Annotated in this window: 20 protein-coding genes and 1 pseudogene; 5 read left to right on the forward strand and 16 right to left on the reverse strand. The window is 70.6% G+C overall.

What is annotated here, in order from left to right:
- Nucleotides 1-28 precede the first annotated feature (28 nt).
- From AB0O76_RS15915 to AB0O76_RS15960, 10 genes and pseudogenes are all read right to left on the reverse strand, one after another.
- Complete coding sequence (locus tag AB0O76_RS15915) at nucleotides 29-1009, reverse strand: aldo/keto reductase (RefSeq protein ID WP_365490481.1); 981 nt, start codon at nucleotides 1007-1009, stop codon at nucleotides 29-31.
- Between the two features lie 118 nt (nucleotides 1010-1127).
- Nucleotides 1128-1685 carry a hypothetical protein gene (locus AB0O76_RS15920; RefSeq protein ID WP_365490484.1) on the reverse strand — a complete coding sequence of 186 codons (558 nt, stop codon included), beginning with the start codon at nucleotides 1683-1685 and terminating at the stop codon, nucleotides 1128-1130.
- Between the two features lie 70 nt (nucleotides 1686-1755).
- Nucleotides 1756-3342 carry an FAD-dependent monooxygenase gene (locus tag AB0O76_RS15925; protein WP_365490487.1) on the reverse strand — a complete coding sequence of 529 codons (1587 nt, stop codon included), beginning with the start codon at nucleotides 3340-3342 and terminating at the stop codon, nucleotides 1756-1758.
- 23 nt (nucleotides 3343-3365) lie between these two features.
- Nucleotides 3366-3659 (reverse strand): putative quinol monooxygenase, encoded by a 294-nt coding sequence (locus tag AB0O76_RS15930; RefSeq protein WP_360776897.1) that lies wholly within the window; start codon nucleotides 3657-3659, stop codon nucleotides 3366-3368.
- Nucleotides 3656-4366, reverse strand: a complete 711-nt coding sequence (locus AB0O76_RS15935; RefSeq protein WP_365490490.1) for a histidine phosphatase family protein — start codon at nucleotides 4364-4366, stop codon at nucleotides 3656-3658. Before AB0O76_RS15935 ends, AB0O76_RS15930 begins: the two co-directional genes overlap by 4 nt.
- A 21-nt stretch (nucleotides 4367-4387) precedes the next feature.
- The gene (locus AB0O76_RS15940; RefSeq protein WP_365490493.1) at nucleotides 4388-4642 is read right to left on the reverse strand and encodes a phosphopantetheine-binding protein; all 255 of its coding nucleotides are present in this window, start codon (nucleotides 4640-4642) and stop codon (nucleotides 4388-4390) included.
- A gap of 80 nt (nucleotides 4643-4722) precedes the next feature.
- A complete protein-coding gene (locus tag AB0O76_RS15945; RefSeq protein ID WP_365490496.1) occupies nucleotides 4723-5757 on the reverse strand; it encodes a beta-ketoacyl-ACP synthase III in 1035 nt (344 codons plus the stop codon).
- Entirely contained in the window at nucleotides 5754-6761 is a 1008-nt protein-coding gene (locus tag AB0O76_RS15950) for an AvrD family protein (RefSeq protein WP_365490499.1), read from the reverse strand. The genes AB0O76_RS15945 and AB0O76_RS15950 overlap by 4 nt, the downstream gene beginning before the upstream one ends.
- Entirely contained in the window at nucleotides 6758-7183 is a 426-nt protein-coding gene (locus tag AB0O76_RS15955; RefSeq protein WP_365490686.1) for a hotdog fold thioesterase, read from the reverse strand. Before AB0O76_RS15955 ends, AB0O76_RS15950 begins: the two co-directional genes overlap by 4 nt.
- A 229-nt stretch (nucleotides 7184-7412) precedes the next feature.
- A pseudogene (locus AB0O76_RS15960) lies at nucleotides 7413-8675 on the reverse strand (beta-ketoacyl-[acyl-carrier-protein] synthase family protein); the annotation flags it as partial.
- A 109-nt stretch (nucleotides 8676-8784) separates the two neighbouring features.
- Here AB0O76_RS15960 and AB0O76_RS15965 point away from each other — a divergent pair.
- The 3 genes from AB0O76_RS15965 (at nucleotide 8785) to AB0O76_RS15975 (ending at nucleotide 12615) form a co-directional block, all read left to right on the forward strand.
- A complete protein-coding gene (locus tag AB0O76_RS15965; RefSeq protein WP_365490502.1) occupies nucleotides 8785-9588 on the forward strand; it encodes a helix-turn-helix transcriptional regulator in 804 nt (267 codons plus the stop codon).
- Nucleotides 9589-9865: 277 nt separating this feature from the next.
- Entirely contained in the window at nucleotides 9866-10558 is a 693-nt protein-coding gene (locus AB0O76_RS15970; protein ID WP_365490505.1) for a LuxR C-terminal-related transcriptional regulator, read from the forward strand.
- Nucleotides 10559-10593: 35 nt separating this feature from the next.
- Entirely contained in the window at nucleotides 10594-12615 is a 2022-nt protein-coding gene (locus tag AB0O76_RS15975; protein WP_365490508.1) for a thioredoxin domain-containing protein, read from the forward strand.
- Between the two features lie 124 nt (nucleotides 12616-12739).
- On the opposite strand, the gene AB0O76_RS15980 is transcribed toward AB0O76_RS15975, so the two are convergent.
- The 4 genes from AB0O76_RS15980 to AB0O76_RS15995 form a co-directional block, all read right to left on the reverse strand.
- On the reverse strand, nucleotides 12740-13486 hold the full coding sequence (locus AB0O76_RS15980; protein ID WP_365490511.1) for a Mut7-C RNAse domain-containing protein: 747 nt from the start codon (nucleotides 13484-13486) through the stop codon (nucleotides 12740-12742).
- A gap of 22 nt (nucleotides 13487-13508) precedes the next feature.
- Nucleotides 13509-14126 (reverse strand): TetR family transcriptional regulator, encoded by a 618-nt coding sequence (locus AB0O76_RS15985; RefSeq protein ID WP_365490514.1) that lies wholly within the window; start codon nucleotides 14124-14126, stop codon nucleotides 13509-13511.
- A 5-nt stretch (nucleotides 14127-14131) separates the two neighbouring features.
- Nucleotides 14132-15685: an MFS transporter gene (locus tag AB0O76_RS15990; protein WP_365490517.1), complete on the reverse strand. Its 1554-nt coding sequence runs from the start codon at nucleotides 15683-15685 to the stop codon at nucleotides 14132-14134.
- Between the two features lie 114 nt (nucleotides 15686-15799).
- Complete coding sequence (locus tag AB0O76_RS15995; RefSeq protein WP_365490520.1) at nucleotides 15800-16516, reverse strand: hemolysin III family protein; 717 nt, start codon at nucleotides 16514-16516, stop codon at nucleotides 15800-15802.
- A gap of 309 nt (nucleotides 16517-16825) precedes the next feature.
- Between AB0O76_RS15995 and AB0O76_RS16000 the strand changes: the two genes are divergently transcribed.
- Complete coding sequence (locus tag AB0O76_RS16000; RefSeq protein WP_365490523.1) at nucleotides 16826-18679, forward strand: phosphoenolpyruvate carboxykinase (GTP); 1854 nt, start codon at nucleotides 16826-16828, stop codon at nucleotides 18677-18679.
- A 195-nt stretch (nucleotides 18680-18874) separates the two neighbouring features.
- Nucleotides 18875-20617: an Ig-like domain repeat protein gene (locus tag AB0O76_RS16005; RefSeq protein ID WP_365490526.1), complete on the forward strand. Its 1743-nt coding sequence runs from the start codon at nucleotides 18875-18877 to the stop codon at nucleotides 20615-20617.
- A 140-nt stretch (nucleotides 20618-20757) separates the two neighbouring features.
- Here AB0O76_RS16005 and AB0O76_RS16010 read toward each other — a convergent pair whose 3' ends face one another.
- Both AB0O76_RS16010 and AB0O76_RS16015 read right to left on the reverse strand, forming a co-directional pair.
- Nucleotides 20758-21168 (reverse strand): hypothetical protein, encoded by a 411-nt coding sequence (locus tag AB0O76_RS16010; RefSeq protein ID WP_365490529.1) that lies wholly within the window; start codon nucleotides 21166-21168, stop codon nucleotides 20758-20760.
- Nucleotides 21169-21255: 87 nt separating this feature from the next.
- Entirely contained in the window at nucleotides 21256-22467 is a 1212-nt protein-coding gene (locus AB0O76_RS16015; RefSeq protein ID WP_365490532.1) for a pyridoxal phosphate-dependent aminotransferase, read from the reverse strand.
- Between the last annotated feature and the right edge of the window lie 49 nt (nucleotides 22468-22516).

Raw genomic sequence — 22516 nt, forward strand, 5'->3', positions numbered from 1 at the left:
GGTCAGGCGTACCGGTCAGGCGTACCGGTCAGGCGTACTCGACGACGGCGTGCGGTACGTATGGGGCCTGGAGGCGGGCCAGTTCGGCCTCGTCGAGCTCCAGGTCGAGGGCGGCCACGGCGTCGGTGAGGTGGTGCGGCTTGGTCGCGCCGACGACGGGAGCGGTCACCGCGGGCTGCCGCAGCACCCAGGCGAGCGCCACCTGGGCGCGCGGCACGGAGCGCTCGGCGGCGATGTCGGCGACGGCCTGGGCGACCCGGCGGTCGGCGGCCTCGGTCGGTCCGTAGAACAGGTCCTGGATCGGGTCGCCCGCGGTGCGCGGCGACTCGACGTCCCAGTCCCGGGTCAGCCTGCCGCGGGCCAGCGGGCTCCACGGAGTGACGCCGATGCCCTCCGCGAGGCAGTACGGGAGCATCTCGCGCTCCTCCTCGCGGTTGATGAGGTTGTAGTGGTTCTGCATGCTCACGAACCGCGTCCAGCCGTGCAGGTCGGCGACGTACTGGGCCTTCACGAACTGCCAGGTGTGCATGGACGAGGCGCCGATGTACCGCGCCTTTCCCGCCTTCACCACGTCGTGGAGCGCCTCCATCGTCTCCTCGACGGGCGTCTCGTCGTCCCAGCGGTGGATGATGTACAGGTCGATGTAGTCGGTGCCGAGGCGCCGCAGGCTCGCGTCGACCTCCCGCATGATCGCCTGCCGCGACAGGCCTCCGGCCAGCGGGCTCTCGTCCATCTTTCCGTGCAGCTTGGTGGCGATGACGACGTCCTCGCGCCGCGTCAGCTTGCGCACGGCCCGGCCGAGGAACTCCTCGCTCGTGCCCAGCGAGTAGACGTTCGCGGTGTCGAAGAAGTTGATGCCCAGGTCGAGGGCCCGGGCGAAGAACGGGAGGCTCTCCTCCTCGGGGAGCGACCACGGATGGGTGCCGAGTCCGGGCTCGCCGTAGCTCATGCAGCCAAGGGCGAGGCGCGGCACCTTGAGGCCGCTGGAGCCGAGGCGTACGTACTTCACGTTCCTTCTCTCCCAAGAGATGTCGTGCGCGTTCTCGTGCGCGAGTGGTGGACCGCCGAGGCGGCCGGACGCGGCTTGGTACGCGCGTCCGGCCGCCCCGGGTGACGGGCGAGGGGCCCTAGGAGCCCTTGACCTCGTCCTGCACCTCGGTGAGCCGCCCCCAGGAGGCGATGCCCTCGTCCAGCGGAATGTCCAGGCTGGCCAGGTACATGGCGGTCATGGCGCTGTGGCCCGCGAGGTGGGTGACCTCGGCGATCTCGTTCTGCGAGTAGTGCTCGTGCAGCGCCCAGAAGGCCTGCTCGCTCGCCTTGTGGTCCTGCATGCACTCGGTGACGTAGCGGACCAGGGCCGCACGCGAGGGCTCCATCTCGTCGAGGAGCCCGTCCTCGATGGCCTTGATCTCGATGTCGTCGAGGCCCGCCTTGCGGGCGAGCGGGTAGTGCAGCAGCCGCTCGAACTCGCTGTCGCGCAGCTTGGCCACGCGCAGCACGACGACCTCGCGGTCGAGGAGGCTCAGCAGGCCGACGGTGAAGGTGCCGCCGAGGGCGAGGTGCGCGGCGGCCGAGTTCTTGGTCAGGAGCAGCGCACGGGTCAGGTTGGACTCGAACTTCTCGTAGACGGCGCGCTGGTCGGGCGTCATGTCGGCGACTTCGGTGAGGGTGACGCGCGGTGCCATGGTGAACTCCCTTGATCGGGTGGGGTGGTGGACAGTGCTTGAGGTGAAGGGGGAGGGCGGCAGGGGCCGGCTATGCGGAGAGGCCGGTGAGCGCCGGGGCCGGGGTGGCGGGCATCTGCGCCGTCACATGCCGGCCGAGGGCGCGGGTCACCGCCCGTACGGCCGTGTCGGGCGCCCGGTCGTCGAGCGGCACGAGCGAGTCGAGGTGCCCGTCGGGGCGGACGACGAGGGCCTGGGCCGTGCGGCCCAGCTTGCCGAGGAGGTCGCCGGGCGGGCGGCCGCCGAGGTCCGTGACGGCCGCCGTGGTGACCTCGGTCCGCAGGCGCGCCACGGCCTCGGTCCAGCGTTCGTGCCGGTACGCGAGGCCGGGCCACAGGAGCACGGTGTAGCGGTCGACGGCCAGTGAGGGCGCGGTACTCGACGACTCCCAGCCGAGCGGGAGGCGCTCGCCCGGGACGAGGGTGCCCCGCCGGGGCCGCGGGCCGTAGTGGGTGTCGAGCTGGGCGAGCTTCGGCGCGAGCACCTTCTCCAGGGTCTGCGTAGCGGTCCCGAGGCGGTACACGGCGTCGCGGGCCAGGCTCTGGTGCCACGTCGAGTACAGGCCGATGCGGGCCAGGCGGGTGGAGAGCCCCGCGACCGCGTCGACGGCCGGGCGGCGCTCGGTGTCGTAGCTGGCGAGGAGCTCCGGGCGGTAGTCGCCGCGGACCACACCGGCCAGCTTCCAGCCGAGGTTGACCGCGTCCTGGATGCCGGTGTTGAGGCCCTGCGCCCCGGACGGGCTCATGGCGTGCGCCGAGTCCCCCGCGAGGAAGACCCGGCCGCTGCCGTACGTGCTCGCCGAGCGGACGTGCGCCGTGAAGATCCCGCTGAAGTTCATGGCCCCGAGCCGCCGGTTGCCGGGCACGCGCTCCGCGAGCAGCTTCTCGAAGAAGGCGCGGTCCGGGGAGTCCCCGGTGAAGCCGTCGGGCACGCTCGCGCCGACCCGGAACACCCCGCCGCCCAGCGGCGCGAGGACCATGTTGCCGTGCCGCGTGAGGTAGTACGCGGCCTCGCTGCTGGTCGTCTCACCGGTGATCTCGGCGTCGGTGATGGCGAGCCGGGTCCGCAGGGTCCGCCCCGCGAACTCGAAGCCGAACGCCTCGCGCACCGTGCTGCTGTAGCCGTCGGCGCCGACCACGAAGTCGTACGTACGTGTCTGCGACGTGCCGCCGGGCAGCAGCAGTTCGCACTCGACGCCCCGCGCGTCCTGTGCACCGCCGACGAGCGTGTGGTCGTAGTCGATCGTCCCGCCGAGCGACGTCATGTGCTCTTCGAGGACCGCCTCGGTGCGCCACTGCGGGATGGTGATGGCGAACGGGTATCCGGCGCCGCGCAGCCGGTCGAACCGGATCAGGCCGATGAGTTTCTTGTTGGAGTAGTAGTTCATCTGGTCGAAGTAGTGACCGCTCTCGACCAGTTTGCGGCCCACTCCGACGCGGTCGAGGAGCTCAAGGACGCGGGGCCACAGGATCGTCGCCCGGGAGTGCGGGCTCTGTCTGCGGGTCTTGGAGATGATGTCGGCCCGTACGCCGTGCCGGAGCAGCTCGCAGGCGAGGACGAGCCCGACGGGTCCGGCACCGACGATCAGGACGCGGGGCCGCTGGGTGTCGCTGTTCACGGGGACCTTCCTTGGCGGGCCGGTCAGGAGCCGAGGGGACGCAGGCGGTGGACGTGCGGCGGATTGCGGAAGGCGCCGTCCACCTTGGCGAGGAAGGCCGCGGTGTACTCCTCCTTCATGTGCAGGTCGATGGCGGCCTGGTCGGCCCACTCTTCGACGAGGACGACGGTGTGCGGATGCCCCTCGGAGAGGCAGGCGTCGAAGCGCAGCGCGCCCTCCTCCTCGCGGGTCGCGGCGGCGAGCTCGCCGAAGGCGTCCACGACGGACTCCATCCGCTCGGGCACGACGTCGAACAGGACGGTGATCTCGATGCTCATGTAGGGGTCACTTCCTTGGTGGTGAGGGCGTCGGCGCTCAGCTCGTCGAGGCCGACGAAGGTGAGGGGGCGAAAGGGCGGGGGCGGGTGCTCGCACTCGTGTGGCGCCACGTCCCACTGGCGCAGGGCCACGCGCGGGCGTCCGTCGGCGGTCCACGCGGTCGCCAGGCACAGGGCGCGGCCGTTGCCGACCATGCCGTCGGGCGCGTCGGCGCCGCCGCCCAGCGCACGGGCCAGCAGGTTCAGGACACCGCCGTGCGTCACCACGAGGACGGGCCGCGACGTCCCGCGCCGGCCCGCCTCGGCGATCTCGCGGAGCGCCGCGCAGAAGCGGGCCCGCGCGGCGTGGCCGCTCTCACCGCCGGGCGGCGCGTAGCCGGGGGCGGCGACCAGGCTCCGCAGGGCCCCCGGGTGGAGATGGGCGAACTCCGTCCGGTCCAGGCCGTCGAGCGTGCCGAGGTGGCGCTCCCGCAGCCCGTCGAGGCGCAGGTGCGGGACGTCGAGGCGGCCCGCCGCGTACGCGGCCGTCTGGGCCGCGCGCGACAGCGAAGAGGAGTACACCGAGCCCCAGTTGTCGGGGGTCAGGGAGCGCGCGACCTCCTGCGCCTGCCGTATGCCCGTCTCGTTGAGCGGGACGTCGGCCTGGCCCTGGAAGCGGTCGGCGGCGTTGTAGGCGGTCTCTCCATGGCGGAGCAGGACGATGCGCACGGGCGTGGCCGGGGCGCCGGCTCAGGCGGCGGCGCTGTGGGCGCAGCCGAGCGCCTCGACCGCCTCGGCGGCCTCCCCGACGGTCTGCTCGGCGGTCAGGACGCCCTCCTCTATGGAGACGCCGAGCCGCTTCTCGAGCAGCAGTGACATCTCCAGGAGCGCGAGGGAGTCCACCGCCAGGTCGTCAAAGACGGCGTCCTGGGAGACGTCCTCGGGGGACACCTCGAACTTGGTGGTGAGGATCTCGGTGATCATCGTCGTCACGGAACCGGTCATGGGGCACCTCAACTAATGGTGTGGGTACGGAAGTTGGTCGATGAACTGCGGAGTGCGTCGATGAGCTCCGGAGTACGGGGTCAGGCCCGGGGCAGGTCGGGCCAGGTGAGGGTGGCCGCCCCCCAGGTGGCGCCGCCGCCGAAGGCGGTGAGCAGCACCCGGTCGCCGGCCTTCAGGGCGCCGTCGGCCATGCCGTCCGCGAGGGCCAGCGGGATGGAGGCGGCGGACGTGTTGCCGACGCGCTCGATGTTCAGGACGGCGCGCTCCGGCGGCAGGCCGAGCTGTTCGGCGACGGCGTGGATGATCCGGGTGTTCGCCTGGTGCGCCACGATCCGGTCGACGTCGGCCACCTGCCAGCCCGTGCGGTCGAGCACCGTCCGTGAGGACTCGGCCATGCGGCGTACCGCGGCGAAGAAGACCGACTTGCCCTCCATGCGGAAGTACAGGTCCTCCGGGCCGGGGAAGCCGCCCCGCGAGCGCTGCTCGGCGCCGCCGCCGGGCACCGTGATCAGGTCCGCCATCCCGCCGTCGCTGCCGAGGTGGAGGTCCCGTACGGCGCCCGGCTCGTCCCGCTCGCCCGCCCGCAGGACCACCGCGCCCGCGCCGTCGCCGAAGATGGCGGCGGTGGTGCGGTCCGCCGGGTCGAGGAGGGTGCTGAACGTCTCGGCGCCGATGACCAGGACCCGCTCGGCGAAGCCCGCGCCGATGGCGGCCGCGCCGGTCTGCAGGGCGTACAGGAAGCCGGAGCAGACGGCGGCCACGTCGAAGGCCGCGACATGGGGCAGCCCGATGCGGGTGGCGACGGCCGGTGCCGTGGCAGGGCAGGGGCGGTCCGGTGTCGTGGTGGCGAGTACGACCAGGTCGGCGCCGTCCGCCCCCGAGTTCTTCAGGGCCCGCAGGCCCGCCTCGACCGCCAGGTCACCGGTGGTCGTACCGGGGTCGATGACATGGCGCTGGGCGATGCCCGTCCGGGTGCGGATCCACGCGTCGGAGGTGTCCAGGCGCTGGGCCAGTTCGTCGTTGGTCACCACGCGCGGCGGCACGTAGCCGCCGACACCGGCGATCACGGCCGTACGTGTCATGCCACTCGTGCCACTGCTGATGTCGTCGCTCATGCCGCCACGTGTCCTTCCGGGAGCCGGTGGGCCACGGCGGAACGCACCCGGAGCCCGGCGAGTTCGGCGACGACGTCCAGGGTGCGCCAGGTGCCGCCGCCCATCCGCAGCAGGCCGGGGTCGGCCAGGTACGTCGTCACCGGCACCCCCTGCCGGGGGCGGTCGGGGCGGGACGCGGTGATGGTGGTCTGGCGCATCCACAGGGTCTCGCTGTCCTGGCGGCGCACGCCGTCCAGGTCGTAGAGCATGATCTGGGCGAGCTGAAGCGCCGTCACAAAGGCGTCCACCATGGAGACCGACGGCTGGTAGGCCCCCTCGAGTCCCGCCGTGGGCAGGGTGGTCGCGTCCTCGTCGGCGACCGTGAGCCCCGCCGAAGCGCGCAGCCGCTCCTGGTCCACGGTCACGTCGCGGATGAGCTGGCGGCGCGCGGTGAACCCCGTACCGAAGTAGCGGTCCGCCGGGGCGCCGAGCAGCGCGTCGAGACCGGTGTACGTCCGCTCCCGGACCGGGCCGCCGACCCGGGCGTGCTCCACCTCGCACCGCACCCGCATGGTGCCGATGGCGCAGTCGACCACCGACACCGCGCGCGCCGGGTCGGCGACGACCGGCTCGGTGCGGCGCAGCGTCGCGCGCGCCGGGATCCGGTCGAGGTCCTCCTGCGGGCTGCTGCCCGCCGTCAGGCGCACCTTGCGCAGCCAGGCGTCGCGCAGATCGGCGCCGGGTCCTGTGAGGCACGCCTCGGCCAGCTGGGCGGCGACCACGAGGCCGTCGATGGTGCTGAAGTGCGGGCGCAGATCGGTGCCCGCGGCTTTCGTCGACCAGTCGGCGGGATAGGCGACGCCCACCGTGGCGAGCGCCTCGACGGCATTGCCGGTACGCGCGACGCGGGCATCGCCGATGTCGTATTGGACCCGGCGAAAGCCCCGGCCGAAGAAGCGCCGGTCGGCCGGGCCGAGATAGTCGTCCACGGAAGTCAGTACGGTCTGCGCCGAACTCGCTGTCATCGGAGCTCCGTCGGTAGTGAGTGGTCCTGCGGCAACCGCACGGCCGGCGCCTTGCGGAGGCTGGTGCGCCTCCGGGCACCGCCTCGCCGGATGGCACAGGTGAGCCGGGCCGTGCAGGTCCGGTTGCCGGATTCGTCGGAGATGGCGATCTCGTACGAGGCGACCGTCTGCCGCTCGTTCAGGGGTATGCATATCCCGGTGACCATTCCTGACGAGACCCACCGGTGATGAGTACAGGAAAGGTCGACGCCCACGGCGTGCCCGCCGGGCCCCGCGTACAGGAATGCGGCCACCGAGCCGAGGGTTTCGGCGAAGACCGCGTTCGCGCCGCCGTGCAGAATTCCCACCGGCTGGCGATTCCCGGACACGGGCATGGTGCCCGAAACGAGACCGGGTTCACAGGTGAGTATTTCTATGCCCATTCTCCGGGTGAGTTGTTCATTCTCGTAGTCGCCGTCGAAACTAATGGATCCGAGCACGACTCAAGTCAACATCAACGTCGGCATGAAATCAGCGGGCTGGCCTGATGCTGCCACGGCGTGGAAAGGCCTGTTCGCGAAGGTAAGTAGAACGTTCACGAACAGGTAAAGGGAAAGGAAGAACGGGCAAAAAAGGGGAAAGTCTGGGTCGCTCCGCGCCCTCGACCCGGTCTCAGCGCCGGCGCAGCGCGAGAACCGCGTTGTGCCCGCCGAAACCAAAGGAGTTGCTCAGGGCCACATCACCGGAGCCGGGCAGCTCGACGGAGTGGCCGCGGACTACGTCGAGCCCGATGGCGTCGTCGAGATCGTCGCAGCCGACGGTCGGCGGAATGATTCCGTGGTGGAGCGTGAGAGCCGTCGCGACCGCCTCGACACCGCCGGCCGCGCCCTGCAGATGACCCAGGTTCCCCTTGGGCGCGGTCACCGGCACGGGCGGCGCCCCGTCCCCGCCCGCCACGGCGGCGAAGACCTCGCGCAGCCCGGCCGCCTCCGCGAGATCGCCCTCCACGGTGGCGGTGGCGTGCGCGTTCACATGGACCACGTCGCCGAGGCGGGCCCCGGCGTCCTCCACGGCACGCCGGACGGCGAGGGCGATGCCGCTGCCCGTCGGATCGGGCGCGGCCAGGTGATACGCGTCCGCCGACAGGCCCCAGCCCGCGGCCTCGCAGTAGATACGGGCGCCCCGCGCGCGAGCGTGCTCCTCCGCCTCGAGCAGGAGCACGGCCGCGCCCTCGCCGTTCACGAAGCCGTCGCGGTCCTTGGCGAAGGGGCGTGAGGCCGCGAGCGGCTCGTCGTTGCGGGTCGAAAGCGCGCGCATGGCGGCGAAGGACGCCATCACCGCGGGGATGACGGGGGCCTCGGCACCGCCGGCGAGCGCGACGTCCACGCGCCCGTACCGGATACGGTCGATGGCCTCGCCGATGGCCTCGGTGCCCGAGGCGCACGCGCTGACGACGGTGCGCGCCTCGCCCGTGATCCGCAGGTCGAGCGAGATCTGCGACGCGGCCTGCGAGGGCACGGTCATCGGGGCGGTGAGCGGCGAGACGCCGCGCAGCCCCCGCTCGCGCAGGCGCCGGTCCCCCTCGACGAGTACGGGGGCACCGCCGATGATGCTGCCCACCGACACCCCGACCCGCTCCGGGGCGAGACCGCTCTCCTCGGTGCCGCCCGGCGCGAGCCCGGCGTCCTGCCAGGCCTCCCGGGCGGCCAGGAGCGCGAACTGGGCGGCACGGTTCATCCGTCGCGCCCGCTGTCTCGGCAGCAGCGAGGCGGGGTCGACGGGCACGGTCCCCGCGATGCGCACCGGATGGTCGGCGAAGGCGGGGTCGTCGAGGGGGCGGACGCCGCAACGGCCCTCCAGAAGCCCTTGCCAGAGCGCGTCGACACCCGCCCCCAGCGGTGTGATGGCCCCCAGGCCGGTGACCACGACGCGCCGCCCGGTGTTCCGGCGTATGTCCGTGAGGTGCCCCATCGGGCTCGCCCCTTTCATGTACACAGCAAGTGCTACCGTCGTCCCTTTGACGCCCTCCCGGAACGAAAAGGGAATGAAGAAAAGCATGGATAATTCAGAGAGGCCTGCCATAGCCGACCTTCGATCGGGATTTGCCAGCCTGTCGTCCCTGCTGCGTGCCTGGCGGGCCGAGGCGGGAATGAAGAACGGGCGCCGCAAGCCACTGCCGCAGAAGGAAGTGGCCGCTCGTATGGGAGTGAGCGAGCGCTGGTACCGCTCCCTGGAAACCGGGACTCCGATGTCCCTCTCGCACGAGACGTTGACGAGCCTGGCCGATGCGCTGGAACTGGGGCCGCACGAACGTGCCGCGCTGTTCTGGAACGCGCTGAGTGAGATCGTCGACAAGGGCGGCCAGGAGCACGCCGAGATAAAAATGGACCGGCTCAAGGAGTTCGTGTCGGCCCAGTCACGATTCCCGGCCTATCTCATCGATCACTCATGGAATGTCATCGGCTACAACGACAAGATGGCGGAGTGGTTCCCCTGGGTGCGGACGAAGGGCGCGAACCTGATGCGGTGGGTGCTTGAGTCACCGGAATCCCGTGAGCAGATCGTGGACTGGCCGGCACATGCCACGCTCTATCTCGCGCAGCTGAGGTTCGCGCTCGTGGGATACCCGGACGACCCAATTCTTAATGATTTACTGACGAGCGCGCTTCGGAGCCCTGAATGCCGCGACCTCTGGGACAGCGGACCCCGCATCATAGCCTTCCGACAGGGCGGTGAATTCCGCCTCTCCCTGCCTGCCATATCCGCGAGCGAGTTGATGGTCACCTCTCAGGTCCTCCTGCCCGCCTACTGTTCCCGAGTGCGCTTCGTCACATTGCTGCCTTCTTAGGTGCTGTTTGCGCAATCCACTCTACACAAAGGGGTGGGGTCCTGTACCGGCAAAATTGTGCCGCTTGACAGCCCTGATCCGACATCTGCAGTCTTACTCCTCCGAAAGGGAGATGAGGCCGACGGTGCCCTCCTCCCGGAGTCGGTGGGCGAGCATGTGCAATAACTTCTTCGCCCAAATTTAATCTTTGCTTTTTCTTGACGGGGGTCAAGTGATAGACACGGCTGCGCCTGCAGAGATTGCGATAGCGGGAATACCGGAATATGCAATTCCAGATGTGGGCGTACGTCCGCTGACGAGCTCGGTCGACCTGGTCGAGCACCTCGGCGAACTGGGACCCCACACGGCGCGCGAACTCCGCCTCGTCCTGCCGAGGCGCCCCTACGACCGCAGGGTCCGCGAGCGCGCGGTCGCCCTCAGCGCGCAGCTCGTACGGCGAGGAGTCCGCGTGCGCGCCCTCCACCTCACCGAAGCCCGCCCCGAACCCGCCTACACGGCCGACACGTTGCGCCTCGCCGCCTCCGGCGTGCAGCTCCGCGCGGTCCCGTACCTCCCCACCGGGATGGTGCTCATCGACCGCGAGCTCGCCATAGTCTCCGCCAGTGGCGCTCGCGCGCCGGGGGCCGCCAGTGTCCTGCTGCGCGGCGCGGGCCTTGTCGCCTCGTACCACGCGCTCTTCGAGCAGATGTGGGCCCGCGGTACGGGCCGCACGACCCGCCCCGACCGCTACGAACCCACGCCCACGGCCCCCGCCGGGCCCGCTGAGCCTGCTGAGCCCGCCGAGTTGAACGAGCGCGAACGCGAGACGCTGGTGCTCCTGGCCGAAGGCCTCACCGACGACGGCATCTCCCGCCGCACCGGCCTGTCCGTGCGCACGAGCCGCCGCACCATCGCCCATCTCATGGACCGACTTGGGGCCCGCAGCCGCTTCCAGGCGGGAGTAGAGGCGGCCCGCCGCCACTGGATCTGACGGATCTGACTCGGTGGTGTGAGAGGCTGGTTCGCATGAACCGGTTGGGTGGCGTGACCTCGCCTTATCTGCTCCAGCACGCTGACAATCCGGTCGACTGGTGGCCCTGGGGACCGGAGGCTTTCGAGGAAGCGCGTCGCCGCGATGTCCCCATTCTGCTGTCGGTCGGCTACTCGGCCTGCCACTGGTGTCATGTCATGGCGCACGAGTCCTTCGAGGACGACGACACGGCCGCGTTCCTGAACGAGCACTTCGTGAGCGTCAAGGTCGACCGCGAGGAGCGGCCCGACGTCGACGCCGTCTACATGGAGGCGGTGCAGGCCGCGACGGGCCAGGGCGGCTGGCCCATGACGGTCTTCCTGACCCCCGACGCCGAGCCCTTCTACTTCGGTACGTACTTCCCGCCCGAGCCCCGGCACGGCATGCCGTCCTTTCTCCAGGTCGCCGACGGGGTCCGGCGGGCGTGGACGGACCGGCGCGGCGAGGTCGCCGAGGTCGCGGGGAAGATCGTGCGGGACCTGTCGGAACGTCAACTGGCCTTCGGCGCCGACGAGCTGCCCGGCGAGGAGGAGCTCAACCAGGCGCTGCTCGGTCTGACGCGGGACTACGACGCGACGCGGGGCGGCTTCGGCGGCGCGCCGAAGTTCCCGCCGTCCATGGTCGTCGAGTTCCTGCTGCGGCATTACGCCCGCACGGGCGCTGAGGGCGCCCTGCAGATGGCCGCCGACACCTGCGAGCGGATGGCGCGCGGCGGCATCTACGACCAGCTGGGCGGCGGTTTCGCCCGCTACTCGGTGGACCGTGACTGGGTGGTGCCCCACTTCGAGAAGATGCTGTACGACAACGCCCTCCTCTGCCGTGTGTACGCCCACCTGTGGCGCACCACCGGCTCAGGTCTTGCCCGGCGGGTGGCCCTGGAGACGGCGGACTTCATGGTGCGCGAACTGCGCACGAACGAGGGCGGGTTCGCCTCCGCGCTCGACGCGGACAGTGAGGACCCGGCGACGGGGGCGCATGTCGAGGGCGCGTATTACGTGTGGACGCCGGAGCAGTTGAGGGAGGTGCTCGGCGCGGCGGACGCGGAACTCGCCGCGGTGCACTTCGGGGTGACGGAGGAAGGGACCTTCGAGGAGGGGGCGTCCGTCATTCAACTCCCGCAGGACGACGGGGTGTTGGCTGACTCCTCCCGCCTCGCGTCGATCCGGGAGCGGCTGCTCGCGGCGCGCGGTGAGCGGCCCGCGCCCGGCCGTGACGACAAGGTGGTCGCCGCCTGGAACGGGCTCGCGATCGCCGCGCTCGCCGAGGTGGGCGCGTACTTCGAGCGGCCGGACCTGGTGGCGGCGGCGGTGGCGGCCGGGGATCTGCTGGTGCGGGTGCACATGGACGACCGGGCGCGGCTGTCCCGTACCTCGAAGGACGGGCGCGTGGGCACCAATGCGGGGGTCCTTGAGGACTACGCGGATGTCGCGGAGGGGTTCCTCGCGCTGGCCTCGGTGACGGGGGAGGGTGTGTGGCTCGAATTCTCCGGCTTCCTGCTCGACCACGTTCTCGGCCAGTTCTTCGACGCGGATTCGGGGACGTTGTACGACACGGCGGTGGACGCGGAGCGGCTGATTCGGCGGCCGCAGGACCCCACGGACAACGCGGTGCCGTCCGGGTGGACGGCGGCGGCCGGTGCGCTGCTCTCGTACGCGGCGCAGACCGGGGCGGAGCCGCATCGGGCTGCGGCGGAGCGGGCGCTGGGGGTTGTGAAGGGGCTCGGGCCGCGGGCCCCGCGGTTCATCGGGCACGGGCTTTCCGTGGCGGAGGCGGTGCTTGACGGTCCCCGGGAGGTGGCGGTGGTCGGGCCGGTGGGCGGGGAGCTGCATCGGACGGCACTGCTGGGGGCTGCGCCCGGCGCTGTCGTCGCGGCGGGCCCCGCGGAGGGCTCCGAGCTGCCGCTGCTCGCGGGGAGGGGGCTGGTCGGGGGGCTTCCGGCGGCGTACGTCTGCCGCCGGTTCGTCTGCGACGCGCCGACCACTGATGTGGGGGAGCTGGCGGCACAGCTGTCGGGCTGAGGTCCGAGCGCCGGACGGGCGGGTAACTGCCGGGCATCGGGTGGGTGGGCGGGAAAGCTTTCGCCGCGAAGCGGCGGTACGGCGGCGCGGCCGACGACGGCGCGTCGGCAGCTGGGGCGGCGGTCTAGTTCCCGCCCGCCTGCCCGCCGGGGGCGAACTCCGCCATCGCCCCCGCCACGATCCGCTCCAGGCGGTCGTGGTGCGCGCCCCGCCAGTACACCCGCTCGCACTCCACGCACTGCGCGAACACGTCGTACGTCCCCCGCGTACCACCCTCCAGGAGGTCCGCCACCTCCTCCTTCGACGCCGCCCGCAGGGCACCGTTGCATGCCGTGCACCGCGTCCACGGGTGCAGGGCAGGAGCGAACCTGCCCAGGACGTCGCGGAGTTGGGCGTCGGGGACGTCGCTGTAGATGTACGCCCCTGCCCACAGCTCACGGCGGCGCAGCAGGCCCCGGTCACGGCTCAGCAGGACGCGGCGCTCGGCGGCCGAGCGCGCCGCAAGCGCCGGATCGCCGATGTCCGTGCTCTCGTACGCCGCGTCGACGCCGAGGAGGCGCAACCGCCGTGCCAGCGTGCCGAGATGGACGTCGAGCAGGAAACGGAGCGGGGCCCCGGGGACGCGCTGGGGGCGCGGGACGGCGCGGACCGAGACCTTCTCGCCCGCCGCGGGGATATGGGAGACCGACACCTCCGCGCCGTCCACCAGCAGCGCGCCCACCTCCGTCAGCGGGACGCCGAGGGATTCGACGACGTGCCCGAGCGTGGACGCGCCGTCGGTAACGACCTTGCTGGGGCCGTTCCTTCGCTCGGGCGGGACGAACATCCCCAGTTCAGGGGCGAAGTCGATAAGGATCTCCGGACCGTTCATGGGGTCAGGATGGCACGGCGGGTCAGTCCGCCTCGGGGGATTTTCCGCCGCCCCACGAGGTGAAGCCGTAGGACAGCATGTCCAGCGTGCGGTCCACCAGTTGACCCAGGTCGTCCCGGTGATCGTGCTCCGCCCAGTACGCGGCCGCCTCCGACAGCGCCCCGACCAGGCCCATGGAGAAGACCCGCACCTCAAGCTCGTCCGCGTCGCGCCCGGTCCGTTCCGCGATGACCCGGCACAGCATGCGGCCGGTGACCGACATGCTCTCCAGCATCCGGGAACGTACGGCGGGGACTTCGATCATCAGGCGGGTGCGAAGGCGCGACACCTCCGGCTCGTCGGCGAAGCCGAGGACCACCGCCCTGCGCAGCACGTGCCGCAGCGACTCCGCGATCGGCTCGTCGGCGGGGCGGGCCCGCAGCTCGTCCTCCAGGAGCGGGTCGTACTCGTCGGTGAGGACGATGTCCTCCTTGGTCGGGAAGTAGCGGAACACCGTGGAGGGCGAGACCTCCGCCGCCTCCGCGATCTGCTCGACCGTCGTCGCCTCGTACCCCTGCTCGCGGATCAGCCCGTACGTCGCCTCACGGATCGCGATGCGGGTCTTGAGCTTCTTCCGCTCCCGGAGCCCTACTTCCTTCATGACGTTCATTGTCGGGCATCCGCGGCCCGCGGGGTCTTGTCCGCGGCCGCGGCGGGTTCCGTGGGCCGCATCAGCGCGGCCACCAGGAGCGCCGTCACCAGGGCTGCCACACCGCTGACCCACAGGACGACTCTCATTCCGGTCACGTACGCGGAGTCGGCGGATTCGACGAGCCCCGGCAGTCCGAGACGGTCGGCGATGGCGTGGGCGGCCACCACCGACTCGCCCGCGGTGTCCGCCGCCGCGGCCGGCAGCGACCCGGTGTCGAGCCGGTCGACGTACACGCCGGAAAGGAGCGAACCGAGCAGGGCGATGCCGATCGCGCTGCCGACCTGCCGCACGGTCATCAGGAGCCCGGTGCCCGAGCCCGCGCGCTCGACGGGCAGCGCCCCGAGCGCCGAGTCCATGGCCGGTACGACGGCGAAGCCGAAGCCGACCCCGGCAATGGAAAGCCACAGCGCGGTGAAGCCGTAACCGGAGTCGACCGTCGTACGGCTGCCGAGCATCGCCGCGAAGGCGAGGACGACGAGCCCGCCACTGATCACCGCCCGCGGCCCGAAGCAGCGTACGACGGGCTCGGCGCCCCGCGCGCCGACGATCAGACCGCCCATCATCGGCAGCATCCGAAGACCGGTGCCGAACGCGTCGTGGCCGAGCACCGCCTGCAGATACGGCGGGAGCACGAACAGCAGGCCGGACAGGACGAACATGACGAGCGTCGCCGCGATGGTGTTGAGGAAGAAGCCGCGATTGCGGAGCAGGGACATGTCCAGCATCGGCCGGGGCACGCGCCGCTCCCGCAGGACCAGTGCGGCGAGCAGCAGCACCGCGCAGCCCAGCATCCCGAGCACCAGCGGGTCGCCCCAGCCGCGCACCGGCGCCTCGATGATCCCGTAGATGAGCGCGCCGAGACCGGCCGCGGTGAGCGCGGTCGACACGACGTCCACCTTGGGGGATGCCGGGTCGGTGGTCTCGGGGAGCAGGAAGGCGCAGGCGGTGATCCCGATGGCCACCATCGGGATGTTGATGAGGAAGATCGAGCCCCACCAGAAGTGGTCGAGGAGCCAGCCGCCGACGATCGGGCCGAGCGGCGCGCCGAGCGCGGAGGCGGCCGAGACGATGCCGATGGCCTTGGTCCGCTCGCCGGGAGCGAAGAGCGCGGGCAGTACGGCCAGGGCGAGCGGCATGACGAGCGCGCCGCCCACGCCCATGACCGCGCGGGCCACGACGACGAGGGAGACGTCGTCGGCGAGGGTTCCTATGAGGGAGCCGACCAGGAAGATCCCCAGGCCGGTGATCAGCATCCTGCGGCGTCCGAAGCGGTCGCCGAGCAGTCCGGCCGGGAGCATCAGAGCCGCGAAGACGACGACGTACGCATCCGCCATCCACTGCTGCTCACCGGTGCTCGCGCCGAGCTGACCGGCCATCGTCGGCAGCGCGACATTGAGGATCGTCATGTCGAAACCGAGCACGAGCATGCTCGCGACCAGGGCGGCGAGCGCCCACCAGCGGCGGGGGTCCTTGCGGTCCTGAGCGGACTCGTCAGTGACGGTGGCCATGAAATGAGAGTAGCTCTCAAAAGATGGTCACTGTCAATGCTGAGGGTGCCATGAGCGCACAAAAAAGTGGCCGCGGCTGGAGAGCCGCGGCCACTGACGTGGCGGAGGGGTGGGTCAGCCGTGCTGGTAGGCCACCAGCGAGATGCCGACGTAGTGCACGGCGAAGGCCGCGAGGGTCAGCGAGTGGAAGACCTCGTGGAAGCCGAAGAAGCGGGGGGAGGGGTTGGGGCGCTTGATGCCGTAGATGACGCCGCCCGCGCTGTAGAGCAGCCCGCCGACGATCACCAGGACGAGCACGGCGATGCCGCCCGTCCGCATGAAGTCGGGCAGGAAGAAGACGGCGGCCCAGCCCATCGCGATGTAGCACGGCGTGTAGAGCCAGCGCGGGGCGCCGACCCAGAACACGCGGAAGGCGATACCCGCGACGGCCGCGCCCCAGATGCCCCAGAGCAGCCACTGCCCCTTCGCCTCGGGGAGCAGCAGCATCGTCAGCGGCGTGTAGGTGCCCGCGATGATCAGGAAGATGTTGGAGTGGTCGAGCCTGCGCAGGATGCCGTCCGCACGCGGGCCCCAGTTGCCCCGGTGGTAGAGCGCGCTCACTCCGAAGAGCAGGCAGGCGGTCAGGGCGAAGATGCCGCAGGCGATCCGGCCGCGGGTGGAGTCCGCGAGCGCGGTGAGCACCAGGCCGGAGACGACCACTGCGGGGAACATGCCGGCGTGCAGCCAGCCGCGCATCTTCGGCTTCGCCGGGAGCGAGGGGGCGGCGGGCGCGGACGAATCGGGGCTTGTGGCCGGGGAGTTCGTGATCGCGTCGGGGACGGGAGCGGTCATGACGGGCATCGTACCTACGCAACCGTAAGTTACACATCAACCGGGGCAGGCCCGATGCCCACAAGTGGCGATGGTCACGGCGATACCCGAGCGTACAAGTGACGCATCCGCGCGCGGGAGCCCGGTTGGGCGAGTGGCGATGCTCACGCCGCTCACGTGTGAGGCACTCTGGACATATGCGCGGAAGCGTCGGATGATCAAATGAGTGCGGTCGGCACCGGATGAGCGCCAGAGGGATCAACACGTGAAGCGTCCGGGTCGCAGCCCCCACGGGGCAACAAACCTAAAACCCCTCATATAGGAGCAATCGTGGCGCGCGACATCGCGGCTCCCCTTTCCGTGGACACCGTTCCCACCAACCACCAGGAGCTCGTCTCCTGGGTGAACGAGATCGCCGAGCTCACGCAGCCGGACCGCGTGGTCTGGTGCGACGGCTCCGAGGCCGAGTACGAGCGCCTGTGCGAGGAGCTCGTCGCCAAGGGCACGTTCAAGAAGCTCGACCCGATCAAGCGCCCGAACTCGTACTACGCGGCCTCCGACCCGACCGACGTCGCGCGCGTCGAGGACCGCACCTTCATCTGCTCCGAGAAGGAGGAGGACGCAGGCCCGACCAACCACTGGAAGGCCCCCGCCGAGATGCGGGAGATCTTCGCGGGCTCGGACGGCAAGGGTGGCGTCTTCCGCGGCTCCATGCGCGGCCGCACCATGTACGTCGTGCCCTTCTGCATGGGCCCGGTCGGCTCGCCGCTGTCCGCGATCGGCGTCGAGATCACCGACTCCGCGTACGTCGCCGTCTCCATGCGCACCATGACCCGCATGGGCCAGCCGGTCCTGGACGAGCTGGGCGATGACGGCTTCTTCGTGAAGGCCGTCCACACGCTCGGCGCCCCGCTGGCCGATGGCGAGGCCGACGTGCCGTGGCCCTGCAACTCCACGAAGTACATCTCGCACTTCCCCGAGGACCGCGAGATCTGGTCGTACGGCTCGGGCTACGGCGGCAACGCCCTGCTCGGCAAGAAGTGCTACGCCCTGCGCATCGCCTCCGTCATGGCGCGCGACGAGGGCTGGCTGGCCGAGCACATGCTGATCCTCAAGCTCACGCCCCCGCAGGGCGAGAGCAAGTACGTCGCGGCCGCGTTCCCGAGCGCCTGCGGCAAGACGAACCTCGCCATGCTGGAGCCGACCGTCCGCGGCTGGACCGTCGAGACCATCGGTGACGACATCGCCTGGATGCGCTTCGGCGAGGACGGCCGTCTGTACGCGATCAACCCCGAGGCCGGTTTCTTCGGCGTCGCACCCGGCACCGGCGAGCACACCAACGCCAACGCCATGAAGACGCTGTGGGGCAACTCGGTCTTCACGAACGTCGCGCTGACCGACGACGGCGACGTCTGGTGGGAGGGCATGACGGAGGAGACTCCGAAGCACCTCACCGACTGGAAGGGCAACGACTGGACCCCCGAGTCCGGCGTCCCGGCCGCCCACCCGAACGCGCGCTTCACCACCCCGGCCTCGCAGTGCCCGATCATCGCGCCGGAGTGGGAGGACCCCAAGGGCGTGCCGATCTCGGCGATCCTCTTCGGTGGCCGCCGCGCGTCCGCCGTACCGCTGGTGACCGAGTCCTTCGACTGGAACCACGGCGTCTTCCTCGGCGCGAACGTCGCCTCCGAGAAGACCGCCGCCGCCGAGGGCAAGGTCGGCGAGCTGCGCCGCGACCCGTTCGCCATGCTGCCGTTCTGCGGCTACAACATGGGCGACTACATGGCCCACTGGATCAAGGTCGGCGCCACTGCGACATCCAAGGGGGACCAGTCCAAGCTCCCGAAGATCTACTACGTGAACTGGTTCCGCAAGAACGCGGACGGCAAGTTCGTGTGGCCCGGCTTCGGTGAGAACTCCCGCGTCCTGAAGTGGATCGTGGACCGCCTCGACGGCAAGGCCGAGGGCGTCGAGACCCCCATCGGTATCCTGCCGACGGTCGACTCGCTGGACACCGAGGGCCTCGAACTTCCCGCCGCCGACCTGGAGTTCCTGCTCACGGTCGACAAGGAGGTCTGGCGCGAGGAGGCCGCGCTTGTCCCCGAGCACCTCAACACCTTCGGCGACCACACGCCCAAGGAGCTGTGGGACGAGTACCGCGAGCTGGTGCGCCGCCTCGGCTGACGCGCCCCGCATTCCCGGAAGGGCCCCGCACAACGGCGTGCGGGGCCCTTCCGCGTGCTGCGACGGCACACGCTCCTGTGTACGGAGTCACCTTTCCTGTACATCGCCTTCACATAGGCCACACATGTTTCAATGTCCCCACAAGGCGGTCCGTCGATCGATACGGGCCGTCAAAAGAGCCTGTGGGGGGCCAAGTTGAAGAAGAATCAGCGTCTGAGACGTACGACTGCCGTCGCCGTCTCGGCGGTGCTCGGCTCGGCGGGAATCGTCGCCGTCGGCACGCCCGCCGCGTACGCCGCCACACCGTCGGACGAGGTCGTGAAGCTGCCGATCTCCTCGTACTCGGCGATCGCCGTGGACTCGGTGCACGAGCGGGTCTTCGTCTCGGACAACAACCGCGGCTACTACTCCAACACCGGAATCGTCGCCGTCTACGACTTCCAGGGCCACAAGATCAGTCAGTGGACCACGGAGACCCGGGTGTCGGGCCTTGCGCTGAGCGCGGACAGCAACACCCTGTACACCGGCGAGCGCAGCCGCATCGCCACGTACGACACCACGACGCTCCAGCGGACCGGTGTCACCAGCGCCTACGAAGAGACCTGCGGCCGTGAACTCGCCGTGACGGGCGAGACGGCGTGGTGGACGACCCAGAACGCGAACTACGTGTCCGAGTGCGCCGAGGCGCGGAGCGACGTCGACGGCCTGGTCGGCGGCGCCCTCACCCGGACCGGCTGGAACGCCGTCGGCAGGCTGAACCTGGAGGCCGCTCCCGCGGGCGCGAAGCGGTTCTTCATGGGGCAGGAGGCCGGACCCAAGGAGGCCGACCCGGCCCTGGCCTCCTTCAGCACCGAGGGCGACAACCCCGTGCGCGACGCCGTACGCCGCTTCGCCGACGGCGAGGGCAAGGGTGCGCTGCAGCTGAAGGACCTGGCGGTCAGCGCCGACGGCAACCGGGTGGCGGTCGCGGATGCCGCGTACGGCACCCGGCTGCTGAACTCCGGGGACCTGTCGGACGCGGGCACGCCCTATCAGGCGCTGCCCGAGGGGGCCAAGGCCTCCGCGGTGGCGTTCGGCGGCGACGGAAAGTACGTGGCGCGCGGCGCTGCCGCCACGGGGAGCACCGCCGATCTGCTGATCCAGCCCGCCGACCCGGCGGACGGGACGACACCGTTCGAGTTCGCCTTCGAGGGCCCGCTCGACGGCAACCGTGTCGTGCCGCGCGGCCTCGACTGGTCCAAGGACGGGGCGCGGCTGTTCGCCGTGACCACCAATGCGGCCGGCAGCGAGTACTGGCTGCACATCATCCAGCCGCCGGCCGCGCAGTACGACTCACGCTTCACGGGCGCGCTCACCACCACGCCCACGCAGGCCGTCGTAGGCGAACCGCTCGGTATCCGGGGCAAGTTGGAGCTGGACGGGCCCGCGCCCGCGGAGCCCGTGAAGGTCACCGCGGTCCGCAAGGACGCCGACGGCACGCAGGAGGTGGCGGCCGCCAAGGTCGCGGCCGACGGCAGCTTCACCGTCCTGGACGTGCCGGACCGCCTCGGGGAGTCGACGTACACGCTGCGGTTCCTCGGCGACGTCACGCACCGCCCTGCCGAGGACGTCACGGTCACACTGGACGTGGCCAAGGCCCCGACGTCGATCGCGCTGACGGCACCGGCGGAGGCCAGCCGCGCGGCGGGCGTCGAGATCACCGGCAAGCTGAGCGCTCAGGGACGCGCGCTGCCGTCCGGGGTCAGCCTGAAGGTGACCCGCACGGACCGGTTCGGCACGACGGGCGAACTGACGTCGGCCACGGTCGCCGCGGACGGCACGTTCCGCGTCAAGGACCTGCCGAGCAAGCGGGGCAGGACGGTGTACGCGGTGCGTTACGAGGGCGATGCCCTGCACGAGGCCTCATCGGCGGAGGCGACGGTACGAGTGATCAGCTAGCGGGTTGAGTGGCTCCCGGTCCGAACGCCTCGAGGCGTTCGGACCGGGGCCGTATACGGGCCCCGCCCCGGAAGGGGCGCGGGGAACTGCGCGACCAGCCACAAAGCACCCGCAGCCGCGCAAGCACCACCAGCGGCTACCTAGTGGGCGCCCACCAGCCGGGCCGCGCCTTCGTGCGCGTCCATGCGGTGGGCGGCGAGAATCGCCGCAGAGGTATCCGCACGGGACGCCGCCACAACCAGCGCCCGCCCGGCGAGGGCATGCGCACGCTGATGCAAAGCGGCGAGATGCGGCTCATGAATGGCCACCGCCACCGAGGCCCGAACGGGCGCAAGCCCGCCCCGGAGCCGGGTGACCTCACGGGCCAGCTGCTCGGCGGCGGCGTCCAACTCGGCGGAGGGCGCGAGACCCCGCAGCTCGTCCGTGACGGCGAGAAGCGCGGCCAGATGCCCGGCGAGCTGGATGTCCAGCTCCTCCTCGCGGGAGCGGTGCGGGAAATCGCCGGGGTCGGCCATGGCGTGGACCGACTTGGTGCGGATCGGCTCGTACATGGGATGGCCTCCAGGCGGGTAGCTTGAAGCCCATCCTAGCTTAGATTCTGTCTAAAGTTGAGTCGGGTCGCTCTTGGGCTTGGGTGCCTACGGTTGGCTGTAGCCGTCCAAGAAATTGCCGATCCGGTTCATCGCCTCGGTGAGGTCCGTCGCCGTCGGCAGCGTGACGATGCGGAAGTGATCGGGCTCCGGCCAGTTGAAGCCGGTGCCGTGGACGACCATGATCTTCTCGGCCCGCAGCAGGTCGAGCACCATCTGGCGGTCGTCCTTGATCTTGAAGACCTTCGGGTCGAGCCGCGGGAAGAGGTAGAGCGACCCCTTCGGTTTCACACAGCTCACGCCCGGGATCTGCGTGAGCAGGTCGTACGCGGCGTCCCGCTGCTCCAGGAGCCGGCCGCCCGGCAGGACCAGGTCGTTGATCGTCTGCCGCCCGCTCAGCGCCGCGACCACGCCGTGCTGGCCCGGCATGTTCGCGCACAGGCGCATATTGGCGAGGATCGTCAGACCCTCGATGTACGAGGAGGCGTGCGCCTTCGGGCCCGAGATCGCCATCCAGCCGACCCGGTAGCCCGCCACCCGGTACGCCTTCGACATGCCGTTGAAGGTGAGGGTCAGCAGGTCAGGGGCGATCGCGGCGGTCGGCGTGTGCGTCGCGCCGTCGTAGAGGATCTTGTCGTAGATCTCGTCCGAGCAGACCAGGAGGTTGTGGCGGCGCGCGATGTCGGTCAGGCCGCGCAGCATGTCCTCGCTGTATACGGCGCCCGTCGGATTGTTCGGGTTGATGATCACGATCGCCTTGGTGCGGTCGGTCACCTTGCGCTCGATGTCGGCGAGGTCCGGCATCCAGTCCGCCTGCTCGTCGCAGCGGTAGTGCACGGCCGTGCCGCCGGACAGCGAGACGGCCGCCGTCCACAGCGGATAGTCCGGCGACGGTACGAGGACCTCGTCGCCGTCGTCGAGCAGGCCCTGCATGGCCATGACGATGAGCTCGGAGACGCCGTTGCCGATGAAGACGTGCTCTACGTCGGTCTCGATGCCCAGGGTCTGGTTGTGCATGACCACGGCGCGGCGGGCGGCGAGCAGCCCCTTCGCGTCGCCGTAGCCGTGCGCCGAGCCCACGTTGCGGAGGACGTCCTCCAGGATCTCGGACGGGCACTCGAACCCGAAGGCGGCGGGGTTGCCGGTGTTGAGCTTGAGGATGCGGTGGCCTGCCGCCTCCAGCCGCATCGCCTCCTCGAGCACCGGGCCCCGGATCTCGTAACAGACGTTGGCGAGCTTCGTCGACTGGATGACCTGCATGTCCGCGAGCTTACGGCCGTGTGACGGTACCCGCTCAGTGTTTTAGGAC

The sequence above is a fragment of the Streptomyces sp. NPDC086554 genome, from assembly GCF_040686095.1.
In the GTDB taxonomy this organism is placed as follows: Bacteria; Actinomycetota; Actinomycetes; order Streptomycetales; family Streptomycetaceae; genus Streptomyces.